The sequence below is a fragment of the Streptomyces sp. DH-12 genome (assembly GCF_002899455.1).
In the GTDB taxonomy this organism is placed as follows: Bacteria; Actinomycetota; Actinomycetes; order Streptomycetales; family Streptomycetaceae; genus Streptomyces.
On the sequence record NZ_PPFB01000001.1, the window covers coordinates 6,390,962 to 6,414,689 of the forward strand.

At 75.3% G+C, this 23,728-nt stretch carries 24 protein-coding genes and 1 pseudogene; 14 read left to right on the forward strand and 11 right to left on the reverse strand.

What is annotated here, in order from left to right; genetic code table 11:
• Positions 1-11 precede the first annotated feature (11 nt).
• The 3 genes from C1708_RS27825 to C1708_RS27835 form a co-directional block, all read right to left on the reverse strand.
• Positions 12-1,025, reverse strand: a complete 1,014-nt coding sequence (locus C1708_RS27825) for a DUF8017 domain-containing protein (RefSeq protein WP_106415262.1) — start codon at positions 1,023-1,025, stop codon at positions 12-14.
• A gap of 151 nt (positions 1,026-1,176) precedes the next feature.
• The gene (locus C1708_RS27830; RefSeq protein ID WP_106415263.1) at positions 1,177-1,641 is read right to left on the reverse strand and encodes a Crp/Fnr family transcriptional regulator; all 465 of its coding nucleotides are present in this window, start codon (positions 1,639-1,641) and stop codon (positions 1,177-1,179) included.
• A gap of 311 nt (positions 1,642-1,952) precedes the next feature.
• Complete coding sequence (locus C1708_RS27835) at positions 1,953-2,483, reverse strand: gamma carbonic anhydrase family protein (RefSeq protein ID WP_106415264.1); 531 nt, start codon at positions 2,481-2,483, stop codon at positions 1,953-1,955.
• A 107-nt stretch (positions 2,484-2,590) separates the two neighbouring features.
• Between C1708_RS27835 and C1708_RS27840 the strand changes: the two genes are divergently transcribed.
• The 3 genes from C1708_RS27840 to C1708_RS27850 all read left to right on the forward strand — a co-directional run bounded on the left by C1708_RS27840 (position 2,591) and on the right by C1708_RS27850 (position 4,715).
• Positions 2,591-3,421, forward strand: a complete 831-nt coding sequence (locus C1708_RS27840; protein ID WP_106416512.1) for an acyltransferase — start codon at positions 2,591-2,593, stop codon at positions 3,419-3,421.
• Between the two features lie 114 nt (positions 3,422-3,535).
• Positions 3,536-4,108 (forward strand): helix-turn-helix domain-containing protein, encoded by a 573-nt coding sequence (locus C1708_RS27845; protein WP_106415265.1) that lies wholly within the window; start codon positions 3,536-3,538, stop codon positions 4,106-4,108.
• A 43-nt stretch (positions 4,109-4,151) separates the two neighbouring features.
• Positions 4,152-4,715 carry a YbaK/EbsC family protein gene (locus C1708_RS27850; protein ID WP_106415266.1) on the forward strand — a complete coding sequence of 188 codons (564 nt, stop codon included), beginning with the start codon at positions 4,152-4,154 and terminating at the stop codon, positions 4,713-4,715.
• Between the two features lie 101 nt (positions 4,716-4,816).
• Here C1708_RS27850 and C1708_RS27855 read toward each other — a convergent pair whose 3' ends face one another.
• Positions 4,817-5,236 (reverse strand): CoA-binding protein, encoded by a 420-nt coding sequence (locus C1708_RS27855; protein ID WP_106415267.1) that lies wholly within the window; start codon positions 5,234-5,236, stop codon positions 4,817-4,819.
• Positions 5,237-5,406: 170 nt separating this feature from the next.
• Here C1708_RS27855 and C1708_RS27860 point away from each other — a divergent pair, with 170 nt between their 5' ends.
• The 6 genes from C1708_RS27860 to C1708_RS27880 all read left to right on the forward strand — a co-directional run bounded on the left by C1708_RS27860 (position 5,407) and on the right by C1708_RS27880 (position 11,484).
• Complete coding sequence (locus C1708_RS27860) at positions 5,407-6,129, forward strand: hypothetical protein (RefSeq protein ID WP_198602611.1); 723 nt, start codon at positions 5,407-5,409, stop codon at positions 6,127-6,129.
• Positions 6,126-6,329, forward strand: coding sequence for a hypothetical protein (locus C1708_RS36185; RefSeq protein WP_502696091.1), 204 nt, complete (start codon positions 6,126-6,128; stop codon positions 6,327-6,329). Before C1708_RS27860 ends, C1708_RS36185 begins: the two co-directional genes overlap by 4 nt.
• Complete coding sequence (locus C1708_RS36190; protein WP_502696092.1) at positions 6,329-6,565, forward strand: hypothetical protein; 237 nt, start codon at positions 6,329-6,331, stop codon at positions 6,563-6,565. The genes C1708_RS36185 and C1708_RS36190 overlap by 1 nt, the downstream gene beginning before the upstream one ends.
• 23 nt (positions 6,566-6,588) lie before the next feature.
• Positions 6,589-7,215: a YigZ family protein gene (locus C1708_RS27870; RefSeq protein ID WP_106415269.1), complete on the forward strand. Its 627-nt coding sequence runs from the start codon at positions 6,589-6,591 to the stop codon at positions 7,213-7,215.
• Between the two features lie 118 nt (positions 7,216-7,333).
• The gene (locus tag C1708_RS27875; protein ID WP_106415270.1) at positions 7,334-8,497 is read left to right on the forward strand and encodes an exonuclease SbcCD subunit D; all 1,164 of its coding nucleotides are present in this window, start codon (positions 7,334-7,336) and stop codon (positions 8,495-8,497) included.
• The gene (locus C1708_RS27880) at positions 8,494-11,484 is read left to right on the forward strand and encodes an AAA family ATPase (protein WP_106415271.1); all 2,991 of its coding nucleotides are present in this window, start codon (positions 8,494-8,496) and stop codon (positions 11,482-11,484) included. Before C1708_RS27875 ends, C1708_RS27880 begins: the two co-directional genes overlap by 4 nt.
• 13 nt (positions 11,485-11,497) lie before the next feature.
• On the opposite strand, the gene C1708_RS27885 is transcribed toward C1708_RS27880, so the two are convergent.
• The gene (locus tag C1708_RS27885; RefSeq protein WP_106416513.1) at positions 11,498-11,944 is read right to left on the reverse strand and encodes an Lrp/AsnC family transcriptional regulator; all 447 of its coding nucleotides are present in this window, start codon (positions 11,942-11,944) and stop codon (positions 11,498-11,500) included.
• A 94-nt stretch (positions 11,945-12,038) separates the two neighbouring features.
• On the opposite strand from C1708_RS27885, the gene C1708_RS27890 reads away from it, so the two are divergent.
• The 3 genes and pseudogenes from C1708_RS27890 to C1708_RS27895 all read left to right on the forward strand — a co-directional run bounded on the left by C1708_RS27890 (position 12,039) and on the right by C1708_RS27895 (position 13,838).
• Positions 12,039-12,512, forward strand: a complete 474-nt coding sequence (locus C1708_RS27890; RefSeq protein WP_106415272.1) for a rhodanese-like domain-containing protein — start codon at positions 12,039-12,041, stop codon at positions 12,510-12,512.
• Positions 12,513-12,731: 219 nt separating this feature from the next.
• Positions 12,732-12,830 (forward strand): annotated as a pseudogene (locus C1708_RS35900) (hypothetical protein); the annotation flags it as partial.
• Between the two features lie 162 nt (positions 12,831-12,992).
• Positions 12,993-13,838, forward strand: coding sequence for an SDR family oxidoreductase (locus C1708_RS27895; RefSeq protein WP_106416514.1), 846 nt, complete (start codon positions 12,993-12,995; stop codon positions 13,836-13,838).
• A 6-nt stretch (positions 13,839-13,844) separates the two neighbouring features.
• Here the strand turns inward: C1708_RS27895 and C1708_RS27900 are convergent, their stop codons facing one another.
• The gene (locus tag C1708_RS27900) at positions 13,845-15,533 is read right to left on the reverse strand and encodes a DUF885 domain-containing protein (protein WP_106415273.1); all 1,689 of its coding nucleotides are present in this window, start codon (positions 15,531-15,533) and stop codon (positions 13,845-13,847) included.
• A 32-nt stretch (positions 15,534-15,565) separates the two neighbouring features.
• Complete coding sequence (locus tag C1708_RS27905; protein WP_106415274.1) at positions 15,566-16,057, reverse strand: Lrp/AsnC family transcriptional regulator; 492 nt, start codon at positions 16,055-16,057, stop codon at positions 15,566-15,568.
• A 60-nt stretch (positions 16,058-16,117) separates the two neighbouring features.
• Between C1708_RS27905 and C1708_RS27910 the strand changes: the two genes are divergently transcribed.
• Positions 16,118-17,305 carry a trans-sulfuration enzyme family protein gene (locus C1708_RS27910; protein WP_106416515.1) on the forward strand — a complete coding sequence of 396 codons (1,188 nt, stop codon included), beginning with the start codon at positions 16,118-16,120 and terminating at the stop codon, positions 17,303-17,305.
• Between the two features lie 83 nt (positions 17,306-17,388).
• Here C1708_RS27910 and C1708_RS27915 read toward each other — a convergent pair whose 3' ends face one another.
• From C1708_RS27915 to C1708_RS27925, 3 genes are all read right to left on the reverse strand, one after another.
• Positions 17,389-18,645 (reverse strand): GNAT family N-acetyltransferase, encoded by a 1,257-nt coding sequence (locus C1708_RS27915; RefSeq protein ID WP_106415275.1) that lies wholly within the window; start codon positions 18,643-18,645, stop codon positions 17,389-17,391.
• 97 nt (positions 18,646-18,742) lie between these two features.
• Entirely contained in the window at positions 18,743-20,326 is a 1,584-nt protein-coding gene (locus tag C1708_RS27920; RefSeq protein WP_106415276.1) for an alkaline phosphatase D family protein, read from the reverse strand.
• 163 nt (positions 20,327-20,489) lie between these two features.
• Positions 20,490-21,320: an alpha/beta fold hydrolase gene (locus C1708_RS27925; RefSeq protein WP_106415277.1), complete on the reverse strand. Its 831-nt coding sequence runs from the start codon at positions 21,318-21,320 to the stop codon at positions 20,490-20,492.
• A 352-nt stretch (positions 21,321-21,672) separates the two neighbouring features.
• Between C1708_RS27925 and C1708_RS27930 the strand changes: the two genes are divergently transcribed.
• Positions 21,673-22,434 (forward strand): GntR family transcriptional regulator, encoded by a 762-nt coding sequence (locus C1708_RS27930; protein WP_106415278.1) that lies wholly within the window; start codon positions 21,673-21,675, stop codon positions 22,432-22,434.
• Between the two features lie 60 nt (positions 22,435-22,494).
• Here C1708_RS27930 and C1708_RS27935 read toward each other — a convergent pair whose 3' ends face one another.
• Positions 22,495-23,652, reverse strand: a complete 1,158-nt coding sequence (locus tag C1708_RS27935; protein ID WP_106415279.1) for an ROK family transcriptional regulator — start codon at positions 23,650-23,652, stop codon at positions 22,495-22,497.
• Between the last annotated feature and the right edge of the window lie 76 nt (positions 23,653-23,728).

Genomic DNA, 23,728 nt, shown 5'->3' on the forward strand with positions numbered 1-23,728 from the left:
GGCCCGGACCGTCACGGCTCCTCCGGCGCTTCCTCGGTCAGACGGACCGTGCTGAGGATCTTCTGGACGGTCGCCTCGGGGATCTCGTCCTTCACGCCCGCCGCGCCGTACAGGTTCCAGGTGACGAAGTCGCCCGCGCCGTTCTTGAACGCGAACGTGATCGCCTTGCCCTCGCTGTCGCACTTGCCCTTCTGCGGAGTGCCCTCCGAGTGCGCCGTGATCACGTGCCCGGTGATCCCGGACTTCGTCGTGTAGGGCTTCGGCTCGTCCTGCTTCACGCTCTTCTTGTCGGGCTGTGTGTACCCGCCGAAGATCCACCACGGCACGCGGGTCTCGGCCGCCTCCTCGGTGTTCCTGGCGCCGTTCTCACCGCGGGTGCCGGCGGTGGCCAGCGCGGTGTCCTCCGTGCGGCCGTCCCTGTTCTCGTCGGCGGTGCACCACTTGGACTTCAGGTAGGCGGGGGCGGTGACGGTGGTGCGGCCCATCTCACCGTCCTCCTCCTCCCACTCGAAGCCGACGGAGGTGTCCGGCGTCTCGATCTCCCAGTCGGCCGGGACGTCGAACTTGGTGCCGAAGCGGGTGTTGACGACGACCTGCCATCCGGGAATGGTCGCCTTCTCCTCCTCACCGCCGCGCGGGTTGTTCTCCGAGGGGGAGGGGGTCGGCTGGGCGGAGGCGTCCTCGGACGCGGTCGCGCTCGGCCTGGCGCTCTTCCCGCCGTCGGCCTCGTCGCCCTTGTCGCCGCCGAGCACCAGGAAGCCCGTCACGCCCGCGGCCACGACCACGGCCGTCGCCGCGATGATCGCCACCAGCTTGGTGCGGTTGTTCCCGCCACCGCCGCCGTCCCCCGGCTGCGGCATGCCCACCGTGGACGGCTCGCCCCACTGCGGCTGCTGCTGGTACGGGTTCGGCTGCTGGTAGCCGGGCTGCTGGTACGGATTCGGCTGCGGGTACCCCGGCTGCTGGTACGGATTGTTCGACTGCGGGTTCTGCTCGCCCCCGGGCGGCTGCTGTCCTGGCCACATGGGCAGCCACCCTAGCCGCGCCCCGACACGATTCGGTCACTGCCCTTTGACGGGGACGTAGCAATCGCGGGGCGCGCCCGGAGGAGGGAACGGGGCCCACCGGTCCCACGGGCGGACCGGTGGACCCCGCACACGGCGCGGGCGGCCGCCCTCACACAGCCGCACCGGCGCCGTACGGGCCGAACAGGTCGAGCAGCCGGACCCGGGCGGAGTGCAGCCGGTGGGCCACCACCTCGCCCACCCAGCGGGTGACCTCCCGGCCCAGCTCCGGGTCCTCCGCGCACAGGGCGAGGACGGACGCGGCGTCGAACTCGTACGCCCGCACCGGGGTGGCCGCCTCGGCGCCCAGGTGCCAGACGTGCGGGGTGAACAGCCACGACCAGCCGACCAGTTCGTTGTGCCCGAGGCGTCCGATCAGGGCGGCCCGGCGGCCCGGCACGCGCATGTCCAGCTCCACGGTGCCGGTCCGGATCACCCAGAACCGGTCCGCCCGGGCGCCCTCCTCGAACAGCCGGGTCCCTTGCGGGAAGGACACCTCGCGCGCGGTGGCCATGAGCCGTGCCCGGTGCTCGGCGGGCAGGGCACGCGGCAGGCTGGGGGACGGGGGAGCGAACACGGCGGGCCTCCCGGACGTGACGTGTGGGCCACTGGCTGCCTCCAGAGTCGCTCCGGTCCGTGCGCCGCTCCCATGGGCCGACCGGCCCCAGCGGCACGGCATACGGCCCTGGACGGACGGCCTCCCCTCACCCGGCGGGCTTCCCGACCGTGCCCGGCGCCCGCTACGCGCCCTCATGAGGACCAGGCGGACCGGACGAGCCAGGCGCCCCGGGCGGGTGACACGGCCCCGGTGAGGGCGACGCGGGCCGGGACCAGGAGGGATGCCGCCCGGACCGGGGGCGTGCGGCCCGGAAGGGGGGGCGGGCCGCGTCAGCCCCCGTGCCGGTCCCGGTGGGCCTTCGCCAACTCCGCGTACATCGTGCCGTTGAGCGTCAGTCCCTCGCGCTCCTCCGGCGTCAGCTCCCGCCGTACCTTCGCCGGGACTCCCGCGACCAGGGAGCCCGGCGGCACCCGCATGCCCTGCGGCACCAGCGCCTGCGCGGCGACCAGGGAGCCGGCGCCGATCACCGCGCCGTTCAGCACGGTCGCGCCCATGCCGATCAGGCAGTCGTCCCCGACGGTCGCCCCGTGCACCACCGCGTTGTGCCCGATGGAGACCCGCTCGCCCACGGTGACCGGGAAGCCGGGGTCGGCGTGCAGGGTGCAGTTGTCCTGGACGTTGCTGTCGGCGCCCACCGCGATCGACTCCACGTCGCCGCGCAGCACCGCCCCGTACCAGACGCTCGCCCCGGCGCGCAGCGTCACGTCCCCGATCACGCTCGCCGTGGGCGCCACGAACACCCCCTCGTCGATCCGCGGCTCCCTGCCGCCGATGCCCGTGATCAAGGCCTGGTGCGTCATCGTCGCCTCCTCGTCGGATGTCGGGGGAACCGTACGCCACACCGGTGGGGTGAAGATCACAGGGGCGTCGGGCCGTGCCCGTCGCACCCGCGGACTACGGTGAGCGGGTGCCGAAGCGCAAGAACACGTTCTCGTCCTGGCCGCGTCGCCTCGCCCAGCGCGCGGTCCACGCGGGCTGGGCCTGGGTGCAGCGCACGGGCTCGGTGACCGCGGAACACCCCGGCCGCTTCCGGTTCGGCGCGATGGGAACAGGTACCAGACTCGCCTTCCCGCTCGGCACCGTCTTCGGCGAGCCGTGGATCCGGATCGGCGCGCACTGCATCGTCGGGGAGCAGGTCACCCTCACCGCGGGCCTGATGCCCGGCCTCGACCTCGGCCCCGACCCGATCCTGCGCATCGGCGACGGCGTCGTCCTCGGCCGCGGCAGCCATGTCATCGCCGACACCACGGTGACCATCGGCAGCGACTGCTACTTCGGCCCGTACGTCTACGTCACCTCCACCAACCACTCCTACGACGACCCGGACGAGCCCATCGGCAAGCAGTGGCCGCGGATGGAGCCGGTGGAGATCGGCCCCGGCTGCTGGATCGGCACCGGCGCGGTGATCCTGCCGGGCGCCCGCATCGGGCGGAACGTGGTGGTGGCCGCGGGCGCGGTCGTCCGCGGCGAGGTGCCGGACCACTGCGTGGTCGCGGGCGCCCCCGCCCGGGTCGTCCGCCGCTGGACGCCCGACGAGGGCTGGCAGCCGCCGCTGCGCACCCCGCCGCCCGTGCCGATCCCCGATGACATCACGCCCGGTCAGTTGCGGGCGCTGTCGGAGCTCGACGAGGAGAGCGCGGCCCGCCTCGCCGGGCTGGACGAGGAGAGCGCCGCCCGCCTCGCCCGGCACGCGGCGAACGGCGCCGCGCGGCTGGCCGAGGTGGAACCGGGCGCCTGAGGCCCGCGCCTTCCCGGCCGCGACCTCGCAGTACAGTGCGGTGAACGACCGGGTACACCGCACCGCAGTCGCACGGGCCGGCCCCGGTCATCCGGATTGTCGAACGGACGGAATGTGGCGGACCTCGACCTGCTGACCCGGTCCCTGGCGCGCAACGTCAAGCGCTGGCGCACCGAGCGCGGCTTCACCCTGGACATGCTCGCGGCCCGGGCGGGCGTCAGCCGCGGCATGCTCATCCAGATCGAGCAGGCGCGCACCAACCCGAGCATCGGCACGATCGTCAAGATCGGCGACGCGCTCGGCGTCAGCGTGCCCACCCTGCTCGACTACGAGCGCGGTCCGAACGTCCGGATCGTCCCCGCCGACCGGACGGTCCGCCTGTGGTCCACCGAGCGCGGCAGTTACAGCCGGCTGCTGACCGGCACCGAGGCCCTCGGCCCGCTGGAGATGTGGGAGTGGCGGCTGATGCCGGGGGAGAGCAGCGACTCCGACCCGCATCCCGAGGGCACGGTCGAACTCATCCACGTCACGGCCGGGGAGCTGACCCTCACCGTCGACGGGGAGGAGCACCGGGTGCCGGCCGGCGCCAGCGCCTCCTTCGAGGCGAACGCGCCCCACGTGTACGGCAACGCGGGCGACGGGCCCGTCGAGATGATCATGACGGTGTCGGTGCCGCCCGTGCAGTGAGACGCGCTCCGACGGCCGCCCCGCCCGCTGTTACCGTGCCGCCATGCGCGCACCCATCGGAGACTTCGACCACGCCACTCCCGCCCCCGACTGCCTCGACGAGCTGACCGCCCCCGTCGCGGCCGCGGTCCGCGCCTGGAGCGGGAGCGTCCCCGCCGACCAGATCCTCTACGTCGAGACGGACCCGCAGTGGGCCGACACCGCCGCCTTCGTCGAGCACTACGGCCGTGACCTGCTGGAGCGGTCGGCGAACTGCGTAGTGGTGGCGGGCAGGCGCGGCGGCGGGTCCACGCTCGCCGCGTGCGTCGTGCTGTCCACCACCCGCGCCGACGTGAACGGGGTGGTGCGCCGTCACCTCGGCGTCCGCAAGGCGTCCTTCGCGCCCATGGACACGGCGACGGGGGAGACCGGCATGGAGTACGGCGGCATCACGCCCGTGGGGCTGCCCGAGAGCTGGCCGGTGCTGGTGGACGCGGCCGTCGTGGACCTGCCGTACGTGCTGGTTGGCAGCGGGCGGCGGCGCGGGAAGCTGCTGGTGCCGGGCAAGGCCTTCGCGGAACTGCCGGGGGCGGTCGTGCTGGAAGGCCTCGGCAGGCCCGCGGCCTGAGCCGACGGGCCACGGCCGCCCGGGTGCCAGTGCCGCGCCGCGTGCCCGCGCCGTCGCGGCGTCACCCCGCCCGTGCGGCACCGGCGTGCCCGCTGCCCCTCTCAGGCCTCGCGGAGACCGAGCCGGGGGATCTCGATCGCGGGGCAGCGGTCCATCACCATCTCCAGTCCCGCCGCACGCGTGCGCTCGTACGCCGCCTCGTCGACCACCCCGAGCTGGAACCACACGGCCTCGGCGCCCTTGGCCACCGCCTCGTCCGCCACCGCGCCCGCCAGGTCGCTGTTGACGAACACGTCCACCACGTCCACCTCGAAGGGGATGTCCGCGAGCGAGGCGTACCCCTGCTCCCCGTGCACCGTCTCCGCCTTCGGGTGCACCGGCACCACGCGCTTGCCGAACCGCTGGAGCACCTGCGCGACCCCGTACGCGGCGCGCTGCCGGTTGGCCGACAGGCCGACCACGGCCCAGGTGTCACCGGACTCGGTGAGGATCTTGCGGACCGTTGCGTCGTCGCCGTACACCGTCGGCCTCCCGTGGGTCTGGAATGGGCTGGTGCTCTGCACAACCCGGCGCACGGCACGGTGATTCCCGGCGCCGCGCGCCTGCCACGACGGGCGGCGCCGGACAAGCGACGGCGTGAAAAGCGTGCGAGATACCTGCGTGCGCCCGCTCGTATGCCTACGCTCGCCTCGTGCTGCGCATCACCGACGCCCGAACCGGCGAGCTCGTGGCCGCCGCCCCCGCCCGCCGGGGCCTGACCCGTGTCGAGGCCCACCCACCGGGACTCGACCCGACCGGCCTGCGCGTGCTGCTGGCCGCCGACCTGCTCGTGCGCGCCCTGGAACTCGGCGGCACGCCGGTGTGGGCGCTGCTCTCCGCCGAACGGCAGCACGAGGAACTGCGTGCGGCGGCCGCCGCCCTCGGGGTCCGGCCCTTCGAGGACGGCGAGGGCGCCGCCGGGCTCGGCGAGGCGCAGGTGCTGCACGTCGTGGACGAGAACGGCGCGGAACCCGACGGCGTACGGGTCGCCGTCGCCCCCGTCACCTGGGCGGCGCCGGTCCCGCCGGGCGAGGCCGACCAGGCCGCCCTGCGCCTCGCCCTGCTCGCGCACCCGAGGAGCGCGCCCGTGCGGATCGACGCGGACACCCTGACGGAGGCCGGCGACACCCTCGGCCGCTGGCGGGGCGCGGTCGCCGACTGGGCGCGGCGGCCCTCCCGGCCCGTGCCCGACGAGGTGCGCGCCGACCTGCGCGGCGCGTGGGAGGGCGACCTGGACGCGGCCGGGGTGCTCGGCGTGCTCCGCGCGCTGGAGACCGACCCCGGTCCGGCGGACGGCGCCCGCTTCGAGACCTACGCCTACGCCGACCGGCTGCTCGGCCTCGACCTCGCCCGCGACCTCGGAACCCCCGCATGACCGAGCGCGCGGCGGCGGGACCGCTGCGCCGGCTGGTCGTGCCGCGGCACGCCGAGTCCGCCCGGCCGAAAGGCGTCACCGACCACGAGCGCCCGCCGACCACGAGGGTCCGCCGGCCGCCCGCGCCGCCGGGACGCCCCCGCCGGTCCGGCTCGGCCCGCGCCTCCACCACGCGGACGTCCCCGGCCTGCCGGACGTGATGCGCGAAGCACCCGCCGAGGTCGAGACGCTGCCGCTCGTCGGCCGCACCCCGGGGCCGGAGGACCTCGTGCCGGCCCTCGCCTCCGACGGCCTCGACGACACCGCGGACCGGGTCCGCGTCACGTTCCCCACCTCCGCGATCACGGTGCTCGACCGGCGTGGCGTCCTCTGGCGCGACCTGGTCCCCGCCGGGGCCCTGCTCACCTCGCTCACCGTCCCGCACGGCAGGCGCTGACGGGAGCCGCATAGGCTGGCCGGATGCAGGACGAGTACCGCACCGTGGCCCGCGCGGGTGTGCACGAGACCGAGATCAACCGCTCCCGCTTCCTGTGCGCCCTCGCCCCGGCGGCCACCGAGCGGGAGGCGCAGGACTTCATCGCCGCCGTCCGCAAGGAGCACGCCGACGCCACCCACAACTGCTGGGCGTACGTCATCGGCGCGGACGCCTCCGTCCAGAAGGCCAGTGACGACGGGGAGCCCGGCGGCACCGCCGGCGCCCCCATGCTGCAGATGCTGCTGCGCCGCGACATGCGCTACGTCGTCGCCGTCGTCACCCGCTACTTCGGCGGCGTGAAACTCGGCGCGGGCGGCCTCATCCGCGCCTACGGCGGCTCGGTCGGCGAGGCCCTGGACGCCCTCGGCACGATCACCCGGCGCCGCTTCCGGCTGGCCACCGTCACCGTCGACCACCAGAGGGCGGGAAAGGTGCAGAACGACCTGCGCTCCACCGGCCGCGAGGTGCGCGACGTGCGCTACGGCGAGGAGGTCACCCTCGAGATCGGCCTCCCCGACGCCGACGTGGACGCCTTCCGCGCCTGGCTCGCCGACGCCACCTCCGGCACCGCACGCCTCGAACTGGGCGGGGAGGCCTACGGGGACGCCTGACGCCCCGCGCGTATCACCCCTCCCCGGGCGATGACGGGCGGAACCGGGCCGGGACGTGACGGGTGATACGGGAACAACCGCCCGCGCTGTCGGAGGCGCCGGATACGCTGCCGGGACCATGAGATTCCTGCACACGTCCGACTGGCACCTCGGCCGGTCCTTCCACCGCGTCGGCCTGCTCGGCGCCCAGGCCGAGTTCATCGACCACCTCGTCGGCACCGCGCGCGAGCGCGACGTGGACGCGGTGGTGGTGTCGGGGGACGTGTACGACCGGGCCGTGCCGCCGCTCGCCGCGGTCGAGCTGTTCGACGACGCGCTGCACCGGCTCGCCGACCTCGGCGTGCCCACGGTGATGATCTCCGGGAACCACGACTCGGCCCGCCGCCTCGGCGTCGGCGCGGGACTCATGGGCCGCGCCGGCATCCACCTGCGCACCGAACCCTCCGCCTGCGGCACCCCCGTGCTGCTCCCCGACGCGCACGGGGACGTCGCCTTCTACGGCCTGCCCTACCTGGAGCCCGCCCTGGTGCGGGACGAGTTCGGCGTCGAGCGGGCCGGGCACGAGGCGGTGCTGGCCGCCGCCATGGACCGGGTGCGCGCCGACCTCGCCGCCCGCCCGTCCGGCACCCGCTCCGTCGTCCTCGCCCACGCCTTCGTCACCGGCGGCGAACCGAGCGACAGCGAACGAGACATCGCCGTCGGCGGCGTCGCGTCCGTGCCCGCCGCCGTGTTCGACGGCGTCGACTACGTGGCGCTCGGCCATCTGCACGGCTGCCAGACCCTCACCGACCGCGTCCGCTACTCCGGCTCCCCGCTGCCGTACTCCTTCTCCGAGGCGGGGCACCGCAAGTCCATGTGGCTCGTCGACCTGGCCGCCGACGGCAGCGTCACCGCCGAGCGCGTCGACTGCCCCGTGCCGCGCCCCCTGGCCCGCATCCGCGGCACTCTCGAGGAGCTGCTCGCCGACCCCGCGCTCACGCCGCACGAGGAGGCGTGGGTCGAGGCCACCCTCACCGACCCGGTCCGCCCCGCCGACCCCATGACCCGGCTCACCGAGCGCTTCCCGCACACCCTCGCCCTCGTCTTCGACCCGGACCGCCCGCCGGACGACCCCGACGTGTCCTACGCCCGCCGCCTCGCCGGCCGCGACGACCAGCAGATCGCCGAGGACTTCGTCGCCCACGTGCGCGGCGCCGGGCCCGACCCGCACGAGCGCACGGTGCTGCGGGACGCCTTCGACGCCGTCCGCGCCGACCAGGCCGCACGGGAGGTGGCCCGATGAGACTGCACCGCCTGGACATCACCGCCTTCGGGCCGTTCGGCACCACCCAGAGCGTCGACTTCGACGCCCTGTCCGCCGCCGGACTGTTCCTGCTGCACGGCCCCACCGGCGCGGGCAAGACCTCCGTCCTGGACGCCGTCTGCTACGCCCTCTACGGTTCCGTCCCCGGCGCCCGCCAGGGCGGCCAGGGCACGACCTTGCGCAGCGACCACGCCGCGCCCGGCACCCGCACCTCCGTCACCCTCGAACTCACCGTCGCCGGACGCCGGCTGGAGATCACCCGGCAACCGCCGTGGGAGCGCCCGAAGAAGCGCGGCGCCGGCACCACCGTCGACAAGGCGCAGACCTGGCTGCGGGAGCGCGACGCCGCCACGGGGACCTGGAAGGACCTCAGCCGCTCGCACCAGGAGATCGGCGAGGAGATCACCCAGCTGCTCGGCATGAGCCGGGAGCAGTTCTGCCAGGTGGTGCTGTTGCCGCAGGGCGACTTCGCGCGTTTCCTGCGCGCCGACGCCGAGGCCCGCGGCAAGCTGCTGGGCCGCCTCTTCGACACCCACCGCTTCGCCGAGGTGGAGAAGCGCCTCGCCGACCGCCGCCGGGCCGCCGAGGCGCGGGTGCGCGACGGCGACGCCGACCTGCTCGCCGACGCCCACCGCATGCAGCAGGCCGCGGGCGGCGCCATGGAACTCCCCGAGCTGTCACCCGGCGAACCGGGCCTCGCCGACGCCGTGCTGACCGCGGCCGCCGTCGCCCGCAGCACCGCGCGCGAACAGCTCACCGCCGCCCACGGCCGGCTCGCCACCGCCGAGTCCGTACGCGCCGAGGCGGGCCGCGCCCTGGACGCGGCACGCGAACGGCACCGGCTGCAACGCCGGTACGCCGAGGCGCGGGAGCGGGCCGAGCGGCTGCGGGAGCGGTCCGGCGCCCACGACGAGGACCGGGCCCGCATGGAGCGGGCCCGCATGGCCGGGACCGTGGTCCCCGCCCTGGAGCTGCGGGACTCCGCCGACGCAGAGCACCGTCGCGCCGCCGCTGCCGAGGAGCGCGCCCGCGCCCTGCTCCCCGCGTCCCTCGCGGACGCGGGCCCGGACGGGCTCGCGGCGGCGGCCCGCCGCGCCGCCGAGGAACTGGGCGGACTGGGGTCGGCCCGCCGCGCGGAGCGCCGCCTCACCGAACTCCTCGACGAGCGGGCCGGCCTCGACCGCCAGGAACGCGCCGACGAGGAGGTCCGCGAGGACGCCGAGGCCTGGCTCGACGGCTGGGAGGCCACCCGCGCCGCCCTCCAGGACCGCATCGCGGCCGCTCAGCAGGCCGCGACCCGGGCCGGGGAACTCGCGGGACAGCGCGACACCGCCCGCCACCGCCTGGCGGCCGCCCGGACGCGGGACCGCCTCACCCGGGACGCCGAGGCGGCCGCCGACCAGGCCCGCGCCGCCCGCGACGAGGCCCTCGCCGCCCGGCAGCACTGGCTCGACCTCAAGGAGCAGCGACTCAACGGCATCGCCGCCGAGCTGGCCGCCGGTCTCACCGACGGCGTACCCTGCGCGGTCTGCGGCGCCACCGAACACCCCGCCCCGGCCCGCAGGGTCGCAGGACACGTCGGCCGCGAGACCGAGGAGCGCGCCCTCGCCGACCACCAGCGCGCGGAGGAGCGGCGCGCCGAGGCCGACCAGCGGCTCGCCGCCGTCCGCGAGGAACTGGCCGCGGCGGGCGCCGGGGCCGGGGACACCCCGGCCGAACAGCTCGCCCGCGAACTCGACGAGGCGGAGCGGGAGTACGCGCGGGCGAGGGAGGCCGCCTCCGCCCTGCACGCCGCCCAGGAGGAGCTGCGCGCCGCCGAACGCGAGCACGAACTGCGCACGGCCGCCCAGCGCGACGCGGCGGTCCGCGCCGCCGCCCGCGTCGGCCACCGGGACCGCCTCGACCTCGAACGCGCCTCGCTGGAAACGGAGTTGGCCCACGCGCGGGGAGACGCCCCCAGCGTGGCGGCGCGCGCCGGGCAGCTCGAACGCGAGGTCGCGCTGCTCACCGACGCCGCCGACGCCGCCCGCGCCGCCGAGGAGGCCGCCCGGCGGCTCAAGGACGCCGACGCCCGGCTCGCCGACGCCGCCTTCCGCGCGGGCTTCGACACCCCGCGGGCCGCCGCCGACGCCCTCCTCGACGACACCGCCCACCGGGAGCTGCAACGGCGCCTGGACGCCTGGCACGACGAGGAGGCCGCCGTGCGCGCCGTCCTCGCCGAACCGGAGACCGCGGCCGCCGCCCGCGAGCCAGCCGCCGACCTCGCCGCCGCCCAGCGCGCCGCCGAGGACGCCGACCGCGCCGTCCGCGAGGCGGCCTCCGCGCGTGACGCCGCCGCCCGCCGCTGCGCCGAACTCGACCGGCTCTCCGCCCGCGCCGCCGCCTCCGTGCGCCGGCTCGGACCGCTGCGCGAGGAGTACGACCGGGTGGCCCGCATGGCCGCCCTCACCGCGGGCACCTCGGCGCAGAACGAACGCCGGATGCGCCTGGAGTCGTACGTGCTCGCCGCGCGCCTGGAGCAGGTCGCCGCCGCCGCGACCGTCCGGCTGCGCCGCATGTCGTCCGGCCGCTACACCCTCGTCCACTCCGACGACCGCACCGGCCGCGGCCGCAGCGGCCTCGGGCTGCACGTGGTGGACGCCTGGACCGGCCGGGAGCGCGACACCGCCACCCTCTCCGGCGGCGAGACGTTCTTCGCCTCCCTCGCCCTCGCGCTCGGACTCGCGGACGTGGTGACCGACGAGGCGGGCGGGGTGCGGCTGGACACGCTCTTCATCGACGAGGGCTTCGGCAGCCTCGACGACCAGACCCTCGACGAGGTGCTCGACGTCCTCGACTCGCTGCGCGAACGCGACCGCAGCGTCGGCATCGTCAGCCACGTCCCCGACCTGCGCCGCCGCATACACGCCCAGCTCGAGGTCGAGAAGAGCCGCTCCGGCTCACGGCTGCGGCAGCGCGGGACGTGACGAGGCGGCCGGGTCACCGGCCCACGGGACGGCGCGGCAGCGGCGAGGAGTACACCACGCTGGTGGTCACCGAACCGAGTGCGCCGATCCGCCCCGACACCTCCTCCAGGTGCCGCATCGACCGCGCGGCGACCTTCAGGACGAAGCAGTCGTCGCCCGTCACGTGGTGCGCCTCCAGGATCTCCGGTGTGGCGGCGACGAGGTCGTGGAACGGCTTGTAGTTGCCGGTCGGGTAGCGCAGCCGGACGAACGCCAGGACCGGCAGCCCGATCCGCTCCGGGTCCACCACCGCCGCGTAACCCTGGATGATCCCGGCCTCCTCCAGCCGCCGCACCCGTTCGGTGACCGCGCTCGCGGACATCGACACGGCGCGGGCGAGTGCGGCGTAGCCGGCCCGTCCGTCGCGCTGGAGGAGGTCGAGGATGCGCCAGTCGGTGGCGTCCGGGGAATACTCGGTCATCGCCGAGAAGTAGCAGGGGAATCCCCGGCGGATCAAGCCCCGGACCGGGATGCGTCCCTTCAGGCCCGCCGTCCGCGCCCGTAGTTTCTCTGCCATGACGACCACCGTGAACCCCGTCCTGCGGGTCGCCCCCGCCTCCCCGGCCGAGGCCGCCGCGCACTTCCGCGCGAGCCTCGCCCTGTACACCGACGTCTCCGACGTGGCCACCGCCCTCGCGTCCGGCGGGGACCCCTGCTTCGTCCTGGTGGACTCCCGCTCGGCCGAGGCGTGGGACCGGGGCCATGTGCCCGGCGCCCTGCACCTGCCCACCGCGCGGATCCCCGAGCGGGCCGCGGAACTCCTCGACCCGGCCGTGCCGGTGGTGACGTACTGCTGGGGGCCCGGCTGCGACGGGGCCGCCCGCGCCGCGCTCGCCCTCGCCGAACTCGGGTACCGCGTCAAGGAGATGCTCGGCGGCTTCGAGTACTGGGTGCGCGAGGGCTACGCGTTCGAGACCCCGCGGGGCCGGGAGCGCCGCGCCGCCGATCCGCTGACCTCCCTGGAGGACACGGACGCGTGCGGATGCTGAACCCGGCCGTCCGGCAGGCCGCCGTGGACGGACACGCGGAGCCGGGCACGGTCGAGTGGGCGGGGCCGGGCGGCGGGCCGCTCGTCGCGGGGCCGGAGACGGGACTGCCTGCCGTTCCGGGCGGGAGCCGACGGCGAGAGGACCGCTCGGTCCACGACCGGGTCCGCGAGGCCGACGGGCCCGTCGGAGTCCTCCCGGCCGGCGCCGCCGCCCACCGTCCTGGGCGACGGACCGGCCGCCACCGCCTGTCTCCCCGAGCGCCTTGTCGTCGTCCGCCGGGTCGCCGGACACACGGGGGAGGACCTCCCGGCACGCGTCCCCGCCGCGCCGGCCACCGCGCGGTGGCAGCAGGAGACGCGGTGGGAGGCGGCCGGCCCGGAGCCTGGCTGGTCCTGGTGCCGCTCCGGCCGCTGCCCCGGCGCGCGGGCGCCTGCCGTTATTCGCGTGCCCTCACCGGCGGCGCGATCCATCATGGGGATCATGCCGAAGCTCCCCCCGCCCCCGCCCGAGGAACTCCGCCGTGACCCCCTGCCGCTGCGGGGCCGCACCGCCCTGGTGACCGGGGCGAGCCGGCGCGGCGGCATCGGCCATGCCGTGGCCCGCCGGCTGGCCGCGTACGGCGCCAGTGTCTATCTGCACCATCACGTGCCGCACGACGCCGCCATGCCCTGGGGCGCCGACCGGACCGAGGACGTCACCGCGTCCGTGCGGGAGGCGCTCGGTGATCCGGACGCACGGGTGCTCGCCGGACCCGGCGACCTCAGCGACCCGGCGGAACCGGCCGCCCTGCACGCCCGCGCCGCCGAGGCGCTCGGCGGGCGCCTCGACATCCTCGTCGCCAACCACGCCCTCAGCGGCTCCGACGGCGACCTCGACACCGTCGACGCCGCCATGCTCGACGCGCACTGGGCCGTCGACACCCGCTCGGTGCTGCTGCTCGTCCAGGCCCACGCCCGGCACCGCGCCGCGCTCCCGCCGGGCACCCCGGGCGGACGCGTCATGATGATGACGTCCGGGCAGGACATCGCCGGCGGCATGCCCGGCGAGATCGCCTACGCCCTGCAGAAGGGCGCCCTGGCCTCCATCACCCGCTCCCTGGCGACCGCGCTGGCCGACCACGCGGTCACCGTGAACACCGTCAACCCCGGCCCCGTGGACACCGACTACCTGACCGGCGAGGTCTACGACGCGATCGCCGCGCGCTTCCCCGCCGGGCGCTGGGGCATGCCCGACGACCCGGCCCGCCTCCTCGCGTGGCTGGCCACGGACGAGGCGGGCTGGATCACCGGCCAGGTCATCGACTCCGAGGGCGGCTTCCGGCGCTGAACCGGCTCACAGCGCCGCCAGCTCGTCCACCAGGTCGTCCAGGCCCAGCGACCCCTGGGACAGCGCGGCCATGTGCCAGGCCTTGAGGTCGAAGGCGTCGCCGTGCCGCTCGCGGGCCTTCTCCCGGCCCAGCAGCCAGGCCCGCTCGCCGAGCTTGTAGCCGATGGCCTGGCCCGGGATCGTCAGGTAGCGCGTCAGCTCGCTCTCCACGAAGTCCGCCGGACGGCTGCTGTGCGCGCCGAAGAACTCCTGCGCCAGCTCCGGCGTCCACCGCTCGCCCGGGTGGAACGGCGAGTCCGCGGGGATCTCCAGCTCCAGGTGCATGCCGATGTCGACGATGACCCGGGTCGCCCGCATCATCTGCGCGTCCAGGTACCCGAGCCGCTGTTCCGCGTCCGTGAGGAAGCCCAGCTCGTCCATCAGCCGCTCCGCGTACAGCGCCCAGCCCTCGCAGTTGGCGCTGACCATGCCGACGGTGGCCTGGTAGCGGGAGAGGTTCTCCGCCACGTGCACCCACTGCGCCAGCTGGAGGTGATGGCCGGGGACGCCCTCGTGGTACCAGGTGGACACCAGGTCGTACTCCGGGAAGCGGGTCAGCCCCATCGTGGGCAGCCAGGTGCAGCCCGGCCGGGAGAAGTCCTCCGACGGAGGCGTGTAGTACGGCGCCGCCGCGCTGCCCGCCGGGGCGATCCGCGACTCCACCTTCCGCACCCGCTCGGCGAGGTCGAAGTGCGTGCCGTCGAGCGCGTCGATCGCCCGGTCCATCAGACCCTGCAGCCAGTCGCGGACCTCGTCCACGCCCTCGATGTGCCGGCCGTGCTCGTCGAGGTGGGCCAGCGCCACCCACGGGGTCTCCGCCCCCGGCAGGATCCTCTCGGCCTCCTTCTTCATCTCGCCGAGCAGCCGGTGGTACTCGGACCAGCCGTACGCGTACGCCTCGTCCAGGTCCAGGTCGGTGCCGTTGTAGTAACGGGACCAGCGGGCGTAGCGCTCCCGGCCCACCGTGTCCGGCGCGCCCTCGACCGCCGGGGCGTAGACGTCCCGCAGCCAGTCCCGCAGCTCCGCCACGGCCGCGGTCGCCGCGCGGGCGCCCTCGTCCAGCTCCGCGCGCAGCGCCTCCGGACCCGCGGCGGCGAAGTCCTCGAACCAGCCGCGGCCCTCGCCGGTGTCTGCCCACTCGCCGAGCTGCCCGACGAACGTCTCCGTGGGGCGCGGCGCCGCGTACAGCTCGCGCTCCAGGCCCAGCGCCAGGGACTCCCGGTAGCCGGCCAGCGCCGCCGGGACCGCGCGCAGCCGCTCCGCGATCGCCCGCCAGTCCTCCTCGGTCTCCGCCGGGGTCACCGTGAACACCTCGCGCACCGCGTGCGCGACCGTGCCCAGGTTGCCCACCGCGCGCAGGCGCTCGCCGGCCTCGTGCACGGCCAGCTCGGCGGTCAGCCGCTCCCGCAGCAGCCGGGCGCAGCGGCGCTCGACGCCGCTGTCCGCGCCGGGCTGCCGCTCGGCTTCGTCGAGCCGGGCGAGGGTCGTCCTGAGCAGTTCGGCGACCGCCTCCTGACCGGCGGGAGAGAGATCGGGCAACCGGGAGGAACTCTCCTTGACGCCGAGATACGTCCCGGTGATCGGATCGAGGGCGATGAGCTCGTCGACGTAGGCGTCGGCGACCTGACGGGGAAGCGCGCTGTTGGCTGGTGACATGCGGACCATCCTGGTACGGCGGCCGCGGCACGTCACGCGGATTGAGCCGAGGGCGAAGGCGGCATGACCGGCCCGCAGTCCCACTGCTGGAAGATCAGCCGCGTCTCCACCCGCGCCACCTCCCGCCGGGCGGTGAACTCGTCCAGCACCAGCCGCTGCAGGTCCGTCATGCCGGCGACCGCGACATGCACCAGATAGTCGTCGGGGCCGGTCAGATGGAACACCGTCAGCGACTCCGGCAGCGCCCGGATCCGCTCCACGAACGGCCCCACCAGCTCCCGCCGGTGCGGTCTCACCTGCACCGACAGCAACGCCTGCAGGCCCCGGCCGAGCTTGGCCGGGTCCAGTTGCAGACGGTGCCCGAGGATCACGCCGGAGCGCCGCAGGCGGGTCACCCGGTCCAGACAGGTCGACGGTGCGACCCCGACCTGCGCGGCGAGATCCCGGTACGTCGTCCGGGCGTCGTTCTGCAACAGCCGCAGCAGATGGAGATCCACCGGATCCAGTACGACAGATTCGGCCACCGGCCGAACGTAGCACGGGGATAGGCCGCGCAGAACCGGCCGGTGTTCACCCTGGGCGCCATGGACAACGGCATGGACACGCGACGCACCACCAGAGCACTCGCCACCGAGGCCGTGCACGCCGGCCGGGACGACCTCGCCGGACTCGGACTGCACGCCCCGCCGATCGACCTGTCCACCACCTACCCCTCGTACGACAGCCGGGCCGAGGCCGCCCGCGTCGACGCCTTCGCCACGACCGGCGCCGAACCCGACGGCCCGCCCGTCTACGGGCGGCTCGGCAACCCCACGGTCGCCCGCTTCGAGACCGCCCTCGCCCGCCTGGAGGGCACCGAGTCGGCGGTCGCCTTCGCCAGCGGCATGGCCGCGCTCAGCGCCGTCCTGCTGGTCCGCGGCTCGATGGGCCTGCGGCACGTCGTCGCCGTACGACCGCTGTACGGGTGCAGCGACCATCTGCTGACCGCCGGGCTGCTCGGCTCCGAGGTCACCTGGACCGATCCGGCGGGGGTCGCCGACGCGCTCCGTCCGGACACCGGCCTGGTGCTGGTGGAGTCGCCCGCCAACCCCACGCTGGCCGAGATCGACCTGCGGGCGGTCGTCCACGCCTGCGGCTCGGTGCCGCTGCTCGTCGACAACACCTTCGCCACGCCGGTCCTCCAGCGTCCGGCCGAGCACGGGGCGCGGCTGGTGCTGCACAGCGCCACCAAGTACCTCGGCGGGCACGGTGACGTGCTGGCGGGCGTGGTGGCCTGCGACGAGGAGTTCGCCGGGCGGCTGCGGCAGGTGCGGTTCGCCACCGGCGGGGTGCTGCACCCGCTGGCCGGCTACCTGCTGCTGCGCGGCCTGTCGACCCTGCCGGTCCGGGTCGGGGCGGCGTCCGCGAACGCCGCCGAGCTCGCCGCCCGCCTGGCCGCGGACCCGCGTGTGGCCCGGGTGCACTACCCGGCCATCGGCGGCGCGATGGTCTCGTTCGAGGTCCACGGCGACCCGCACGCGGTGATCGCCGGCGTCCGCCTGATCACCCCGGCGGTGAGCCTCGGCAGCGTGGACTCCCTCATCCAGCACCCGGCGTCCATCAGCCACCGCATCGTCGACGCCGACGACCGCAGGGACGCGGGCGTCTCCGACCGCCTGCTGCGCCTCTCGGTCGGCCTGGAGGACGTCGAGGACCTCTGGACCGACCTCGACCAGGCCTTGGGCGGGCCGGCCGGCCGGCCCGCCCGGACGGAGGCCATGGCCCAGGGCTAGGGCCGCTGCCGCGGAGACGGCCCGCGAGGACGGAGGACGGCCCGGCACACGCTGTGTGCCGGGCCGTCCTCCGCCGTCGGGAGTCAGGGGCGGGTGACCCTCTCGCCGGGCGCCGGGGTGCTCCGGGCCGGGGCGGGGTCCAGGCCGGCGGTGATGACCAGGGTGCCCTCCTCGATCTGGTAGTCGAGAGGGAGGCCCAGGCCGCGCATCGCGGCGACCATGCCCGTGTTGGACGCCTGCGTCACGGCGTACACGTGGGCGCAGCCCGCCTCGACCGCCATGCCCACCAGCCGGGACAGCAGCTCCGCGCCGATGCCCCGCCGCTGCCACGCGTCCTCGACGATCAGCGCCACCTCGGTCTCGTCGCCGTCCCACAGCAGATGGCCGAGGGCGACGATGCGGCCGGAGGCGGTCTGCGCGGCGAGCGTGCGGCCGAAGCGCGGGCTGAGCAGGTGGTCGAGGTAGCGGCTCGCGTCGCCCACGGGCCCGTGGTACCGGCGCCGCAGCGTCTCGGTGGAGCACCGCTCGTGCATCTCCCGCGCGGCCTGCAGGTCGGTGGTGTCCGCCCGGCGCACGGAGACGTGACCGCCCTCGGACAGCGCCAGCACGTCACGGCCGCGTGGCAGCCGCGGACCGAGCCGGGCGTCCAGCTCCACCAGCGCCCGGGCACGGGCGAACTCCGTCGGTGTGAACGGCAGGTACGGCCGCTCCGCCGTGATCACACCCCCCTCCGGGTCGCGCAGCCGGATCACGGTGCCCTCCAGGACGCCCTCCGGCGGCACGGCCGCCGCGGTGCCGGCCGCCGCGGCGGGCTGGGAGCGGATCGTGCAGCGTCCCAGCAGCTGGCGCAGCACCAGCGGCAGTTCGGACGCGTCGGTCGCGGTGCGGGCGGCCAGCCCGAGCATCCGGGTCGGGCCGTCCACCAGGTCGTGGGCGTCGGCCCGCTCGGTCCAGGTGTCCGTGCCTCCGCCCGCCGCCACCGCCGCGGTGAGATCCGTACCGGCCGGCACGCGCAGCAGGAACTCGTCGACGGTGTGCGCGCCCAGCGGGTGCGTCTGCAGGCTGAGGATGTCGACCCGCCGTTCGGCCAGCGCCGTGCACAGGGTCGCGAGCGCACCCGGCTCGTCCCGCACGGTCGTCCGCATCCGCCACAGCACGCTCCCGGCCGCCGCCGGCTCGGGGGGCGGCGGAGCGCCGCCGGTATCGTGCGTCGGCGGCGCGTGGCCGTGGCGGCGTGTCCGCCACGCGTACAGGGCCTCCCCGCAGCGCGCGGCACGGACCAGCGGGTTCCAGCGGCGGGGCGCGCGCCCTCCGGCGCGGTCGTTCGTCACTTCGGACATGTCTCGACTCATGCAGTCACTGTGAAGGAATCGTGTTTCGTGATCACGAACGTACTGTGACTGACGGGTAAAGCGCGCTTCTGTCCGAAATGCAGCGTTACTGACCGACGAGGCCCGGCTGCAGCGTCTTCCTGAACAGCACCGCGCCGTCCATGTCCCGCAGCCGCACGGTCAGTTCGCCGCTGCCGCCGTCGATGTCCACCTCGCCGAAGAACTGGTAGCCCCCGGCGGGGGAGACGTTGGAGGCGGTGGGCGCCTTCACCCACACCCGCTCCGGACCGAATGTCGCGTCCAGCTCCGAGGCCGGGAACGCGCCCGCGTTGAGCGGTCCGGAGACGAACTCCCAGAACGGCTCGAAATCGCCGAACGCCGCCCGCGAGGGCTGGTAGTGCTGCGCCGAGGTGTGGTGCACGTCGGCCGTCAGCCACACCGTGCCGGTGATCCGCCGGTGCTTGACGAACCGCAGCAGTTCGGCGATCTGCAGCTCGCGTCCCAGCGGCGCCCCCGGGTCGCCCTGCGCCACCGCCTCGACGTGCGGGCGCCCCTCGGTGGTGTCGGGCACGATCAGGCCGATCGGCATGTCGGCGGCGATCACCTTCCACACCGCGCGCGACCGCGCCAGTTCCCGCTTCAGCCAGTCCAGTTGCTCCCGGCCCAGGATGCCCTGCGGGTCGGTGGCCTGGTCGCCGGGCGAGTTGGGGTTCCGGTACGTCCGCATGTCCAGCACGAACACGTCGAGCAGCGGACCCTGCCGCAGCACCCGGTACATCCGGCCCTCCCGGGCGCCGGGCCGCGGCGTGGACCCGGGGAAGTACTCGCCGAACGCCCGCCGGGCGCGGGCCGCCAGCACGTCGACGCTCTTCTCGGTGTACCGGGTGTCCGTGTCCGCGATCCGCTGCCCCGGGTACCAGTTGTTGCGCACCTCGTGGTCGTCCCACTGGACGACGGACGGGACGCGGGCGTTGAACCGGCGCAGGTGTTCGTCCAGCAGGTTGTAGCGGAAGTTGCCGCGGAACTCCGCGAGGGTCTCCGCGACCTTGGACTTCTCCTCGGTGGTGATGTTCCGCCAGAGGCTGCCGTCCGGCAGTTCGGCGGTCGCCGCGATGGGGCCGTCGGCGTAGATGGTGTCCCCGCTGAACAGGAAGAAGTCCGGGTCGAGCCGGGCCATCGCGTCGAAGATGCGGTAGCCGCCGAACGCCGGGCTGATGCCCCAGCCCTGTCCCGCCAGGTCGCCCGACCACACGAACCGCACCCCGTCCCGGCGCCGGTCCGGCACGGTACGGAAGGCGCCGGTGACCGGCGCGCTCGTACGGCGCGGGTCGTCGGGGTCGGCCAGCAGCACCCGGTAGTGGATCTGCTCGCCCGGGGGCAGCCCGCGCAGCCGGGCGGTGCCGGTGAAGTCGGTGCCGGGACCGACCAACGGGCCGTGCAGGCGGCGGACGGTGCGGAAGGACTCCGTGGCCGAGGTCTCGACGATCATCCGCGCCGGACGGTCCGACCGCACCCACACCAACGCGGAGTCACGGGTGACCTCCCCCGTCTGGACGCCCCACTCGGCCGCCGGACGTCCCGACCGGGCGAAGGCGGGCGCGGAGCCCAGCGCGGGCAGGGCCAGCCCCGCCGAAGCGGCCAGCGAGCCCTTCAGCACGGAACGACGTGCGGGGAACGGACGGTGTGCCATGAATACGCCTCCGGGTCCGGAATCCGGTCAGTGTGCGCCCCCACACCTACGCCAACGCGACGGCACACGCACGAACCGCGGATGAACAACGCCCCTCAGGGGCGCGGGGAACCGCGCGTCAAGCCCCCACCGGCCCCGTGACCCGCGCACCCCCGGCACGCCTTCAGCGACTGCCGTCCAGCAGCACCCGCGCCACCAGCGCCGGATCGTCGTTCATCGGCACGTGCCCGCACCCGGGCAGCCGGACCAACCGCGCCCGCGGAATGATCCGCTTCGCGCGCACGCCCTGCCGCGGAATCAGCAGCCGGTCCCGCGACCCCCAGGCGACCGTCACCGGAACACCCGGCACATCCTCGGTGAACCGCACGGCGCCGCCCGCCCGCAGGGTGCGGGCGAAACCGGGCGCCTCGGCCAGCGCACGCGTCTCGGCGACCACCGCCTCGGGGGCGCGGCGCCCGGGGCGGGCGTAGATCGTGCTGGTCAGGGCCGCCCGCCCGGCCGCGGACCGGGCCAGGATCCCGACCAGCCGTTCCGGCATCCGCTCCGCGATCCCGCGCATGGCGGACAGCACGGTGAAGGCGTACGTCCGCTCGGCCTGCGTCCAGAAGCCCGCGGGTGACAGCGCCGTCACCGACCGGACCAGCCGCGCCCGCCCGAGCTCCAGGGCCAGCAGACCGCCGAGGGAGTTGCCGGCGACGTGCGGCCGGTCCAGTTCCAGCGCCTCGCACAGGCCGGCGAGGGCGGCGGTCATGGTGGGCAGGTCGTGGTCGAGGCCGTCGGGCAGGGCGGGCGAGGCGCCGAAGCCCGGCAGGTCCACGGCGATCACCTCGCGCTCGGTGGCCAGGATGTCCACCACCGGGTCCCAGGCCTGCCGGTGATGGCCGATGCCGTGCAGCAGAAGCAGCGGCGCCCCCCGTCCCACGCGCGCGTAGGACAGGGTCACGGCCTGCGGGCCTCGGGGGGAGGTGACCTTGTAGGTGACGGTCGCGGACATGAGGTGCTCCTCGGTCGGACTCGCGGAACGGATGCGCGGAAGGGACGTCGCGCCCGACGTCGTAGACAGCTTGTCAGCAATTGCTACCGACGGGTAGACCGGCGCGCCCGCCGGCCGGGGAGGGCGGCCGGCCCGGAGGACGCCGCGCGGGACGCGTGGCTGCGCCGGTCCGGCGGCGACCGGTCCGGCGGCGACCGGTCCGGCGGCGACCGGTCCGCCGTGCGCGCGCCGCGTGGCGCCGATTGGTATTGACCAAGTCCGGTGGCCCCCTTATCGTCGCGTAGAAGTGAAACAACCTTTAATAAACAAGGGCGTCAAAACGCCGCCGGACACGGCGATCGTGGAGGACAGGGTGGGGACCACGCAGCTGGAATCGGTGCCGGAACCGAAGTACTGGCATCTGAAGACCGTGCTCAGCGAGGCGCTGGACTCGGAGTTCGCCGTCGGTGAGATCCTGCCCAACGAGCGCGACCTGGCCGCCCGCTTCGGCGTCGCGCGCGCCACGCTCCGGCAGGCCCTGGAACAGCTCGAACTGGAAGGCAGGCTGCAGCGCCGCCGCGGGGTGGGCACCACCGTCGCCCCGCCGCGCATGGGCGTCTCCGTCGGCAGCGAGCAGCACGCCTGGCCCGGCGGCCCGGACGACGCGTGGCACACCGTGGACTGCCGGTTCGAGGTGCCGCCCGCCGCGCTCGCCGAGCGCCTGGTGACCGCCGGCGACGAGGCCGTGCACATCGTGCGGCGTTCCCGCGTCTCCCGCGGCCAGCCCGTCGCGTCCGAGCTGCTGTACATCCCGGCCGCCTCGGTGCCCGACCTCTCCGGCATCGACGCCCCCTCCGGCGCGGCGCGCGCCCGCGCGGTGCTGCGCGAACTGCAGCGCCTGACGCTGGAGCGCCAGGAGAACGCCGTGGAGCTCGGCTCGGCCGGCGCGGACGAGGCGAAGGAACTGGACCGCCTGCCCGGCGCCCCCGTCCTCGTCGTGACCACCCGCTACCTCGCCCGCGGCCGCACCGCCGCCCTCTCGGTGGCCACCTACCGCGCGGACACCTGCCGCCTGACCTTCGGCGACTTCGGCGGTGTCGAGATACACCACGGTCCGCAGCGCCAGGCGTCCTGAGCGCCGGGCTTCCGACGGACCGCCGACGCGCCGCGGGGCCCGCCCCGCGGCGCGCGCCCGTCAGCGGCGGGCCGTCACCGTGCCCTCCACGGCGAAGAGCTGCTCCTCGACATGGTCGAGCGCCAGCCGCACCGCGCCCGTCGCCACCGCCGCCTCGCCCAGCAGCGACAGGGTGACCTCCGGCGGGCGCAGGCAGTAGCGGGCCAGCTCGCGCCGCAGCGGCTCCAGGACCCCGTCCAGCCCGGCCGCCCAGCCCCCGATCACGACCAGTTCCGGGTCGAGCGCCAGCACCAGTGCCGCCACGTCGTGGACCAGCCGCCGGATGAACCGGTCCATCGCCGCCAGGGCCCGCTGGTCGCCCTCGCGGGCCCGCGCGAACACCTGGGCGACGGCCTGCTCGTCCAGCGGGTGCAGCGGCTCGTCCGTGGTGGACAGCAGCGTTTCCGGCGTCGCCTCACGGCCCAGCAGGTGCAGCGCCCCGATCTCGCCGGCCGCCCCGCCGTACCCGCGGTGCAGCCGTCCCCCGATCAGCGAACCGGCCCCCGGGCTCAGCCCGGCCAGCACGAACACCACGTCGTCGCGGCCCTTCGCCGAGCCCTTCCAGTGCTCCGCGACCACCGCCGCGTTCGCGTCGTTCTCCACCAGCACCGGGCAGGTGAAGGAGCGGCTGAGCCGCGCGCCGAGGCTCAGCCCCGTCCAGCCGGGCAGCGCCGTGCCCAGCCGCACCGTGCCGTCCGCGTCGACGATCCCCGGAGTGCCCACGCCGACCGCACGCAGCGAGCCGCGCGCCACCCCGGTCCGCCGCAGCAGCTCCGCGACGGCCGTCCGCACCCGGTCGAGCCGCTCGTCGGCGTCGACCGTCTCGTCCACGTCCCGCACCTCCGCGCCGATCACCCGGCCGTCCAGGTCCGCCAGCAGCGCGGCCACCCGGTGCACACCGATCTCCAGGCCCAGCAGGTGCCCCGCCTCCGCCCGGAAGCGGAACCGCCGCGCCGGGCGGCCCTGACGCCGTGCGGCGCCCTCGTCGGCCGCCGCCTCCACGACCAGGCCCGCCTCGATCAGACCCTCCACGACGCCCTCGACGGTCGGCCGGGACAGTCCCGTCACCCGGGTCACCTCGGTCAGCGTCGCGCAGTCCGTGGCCCGCAACGCGTGCAGCACCACGGCGGAGTTGATCCTCCGCAGCAGCGAGGGATCCCCGCCGGTCAGCCGACCCACCGTCCGTCCTCCCAGCTCGTGCGCGTGTTGGGCGGATCGTACTCGGCGCGGCGCACCCGGGCGACCACCGGGCGGC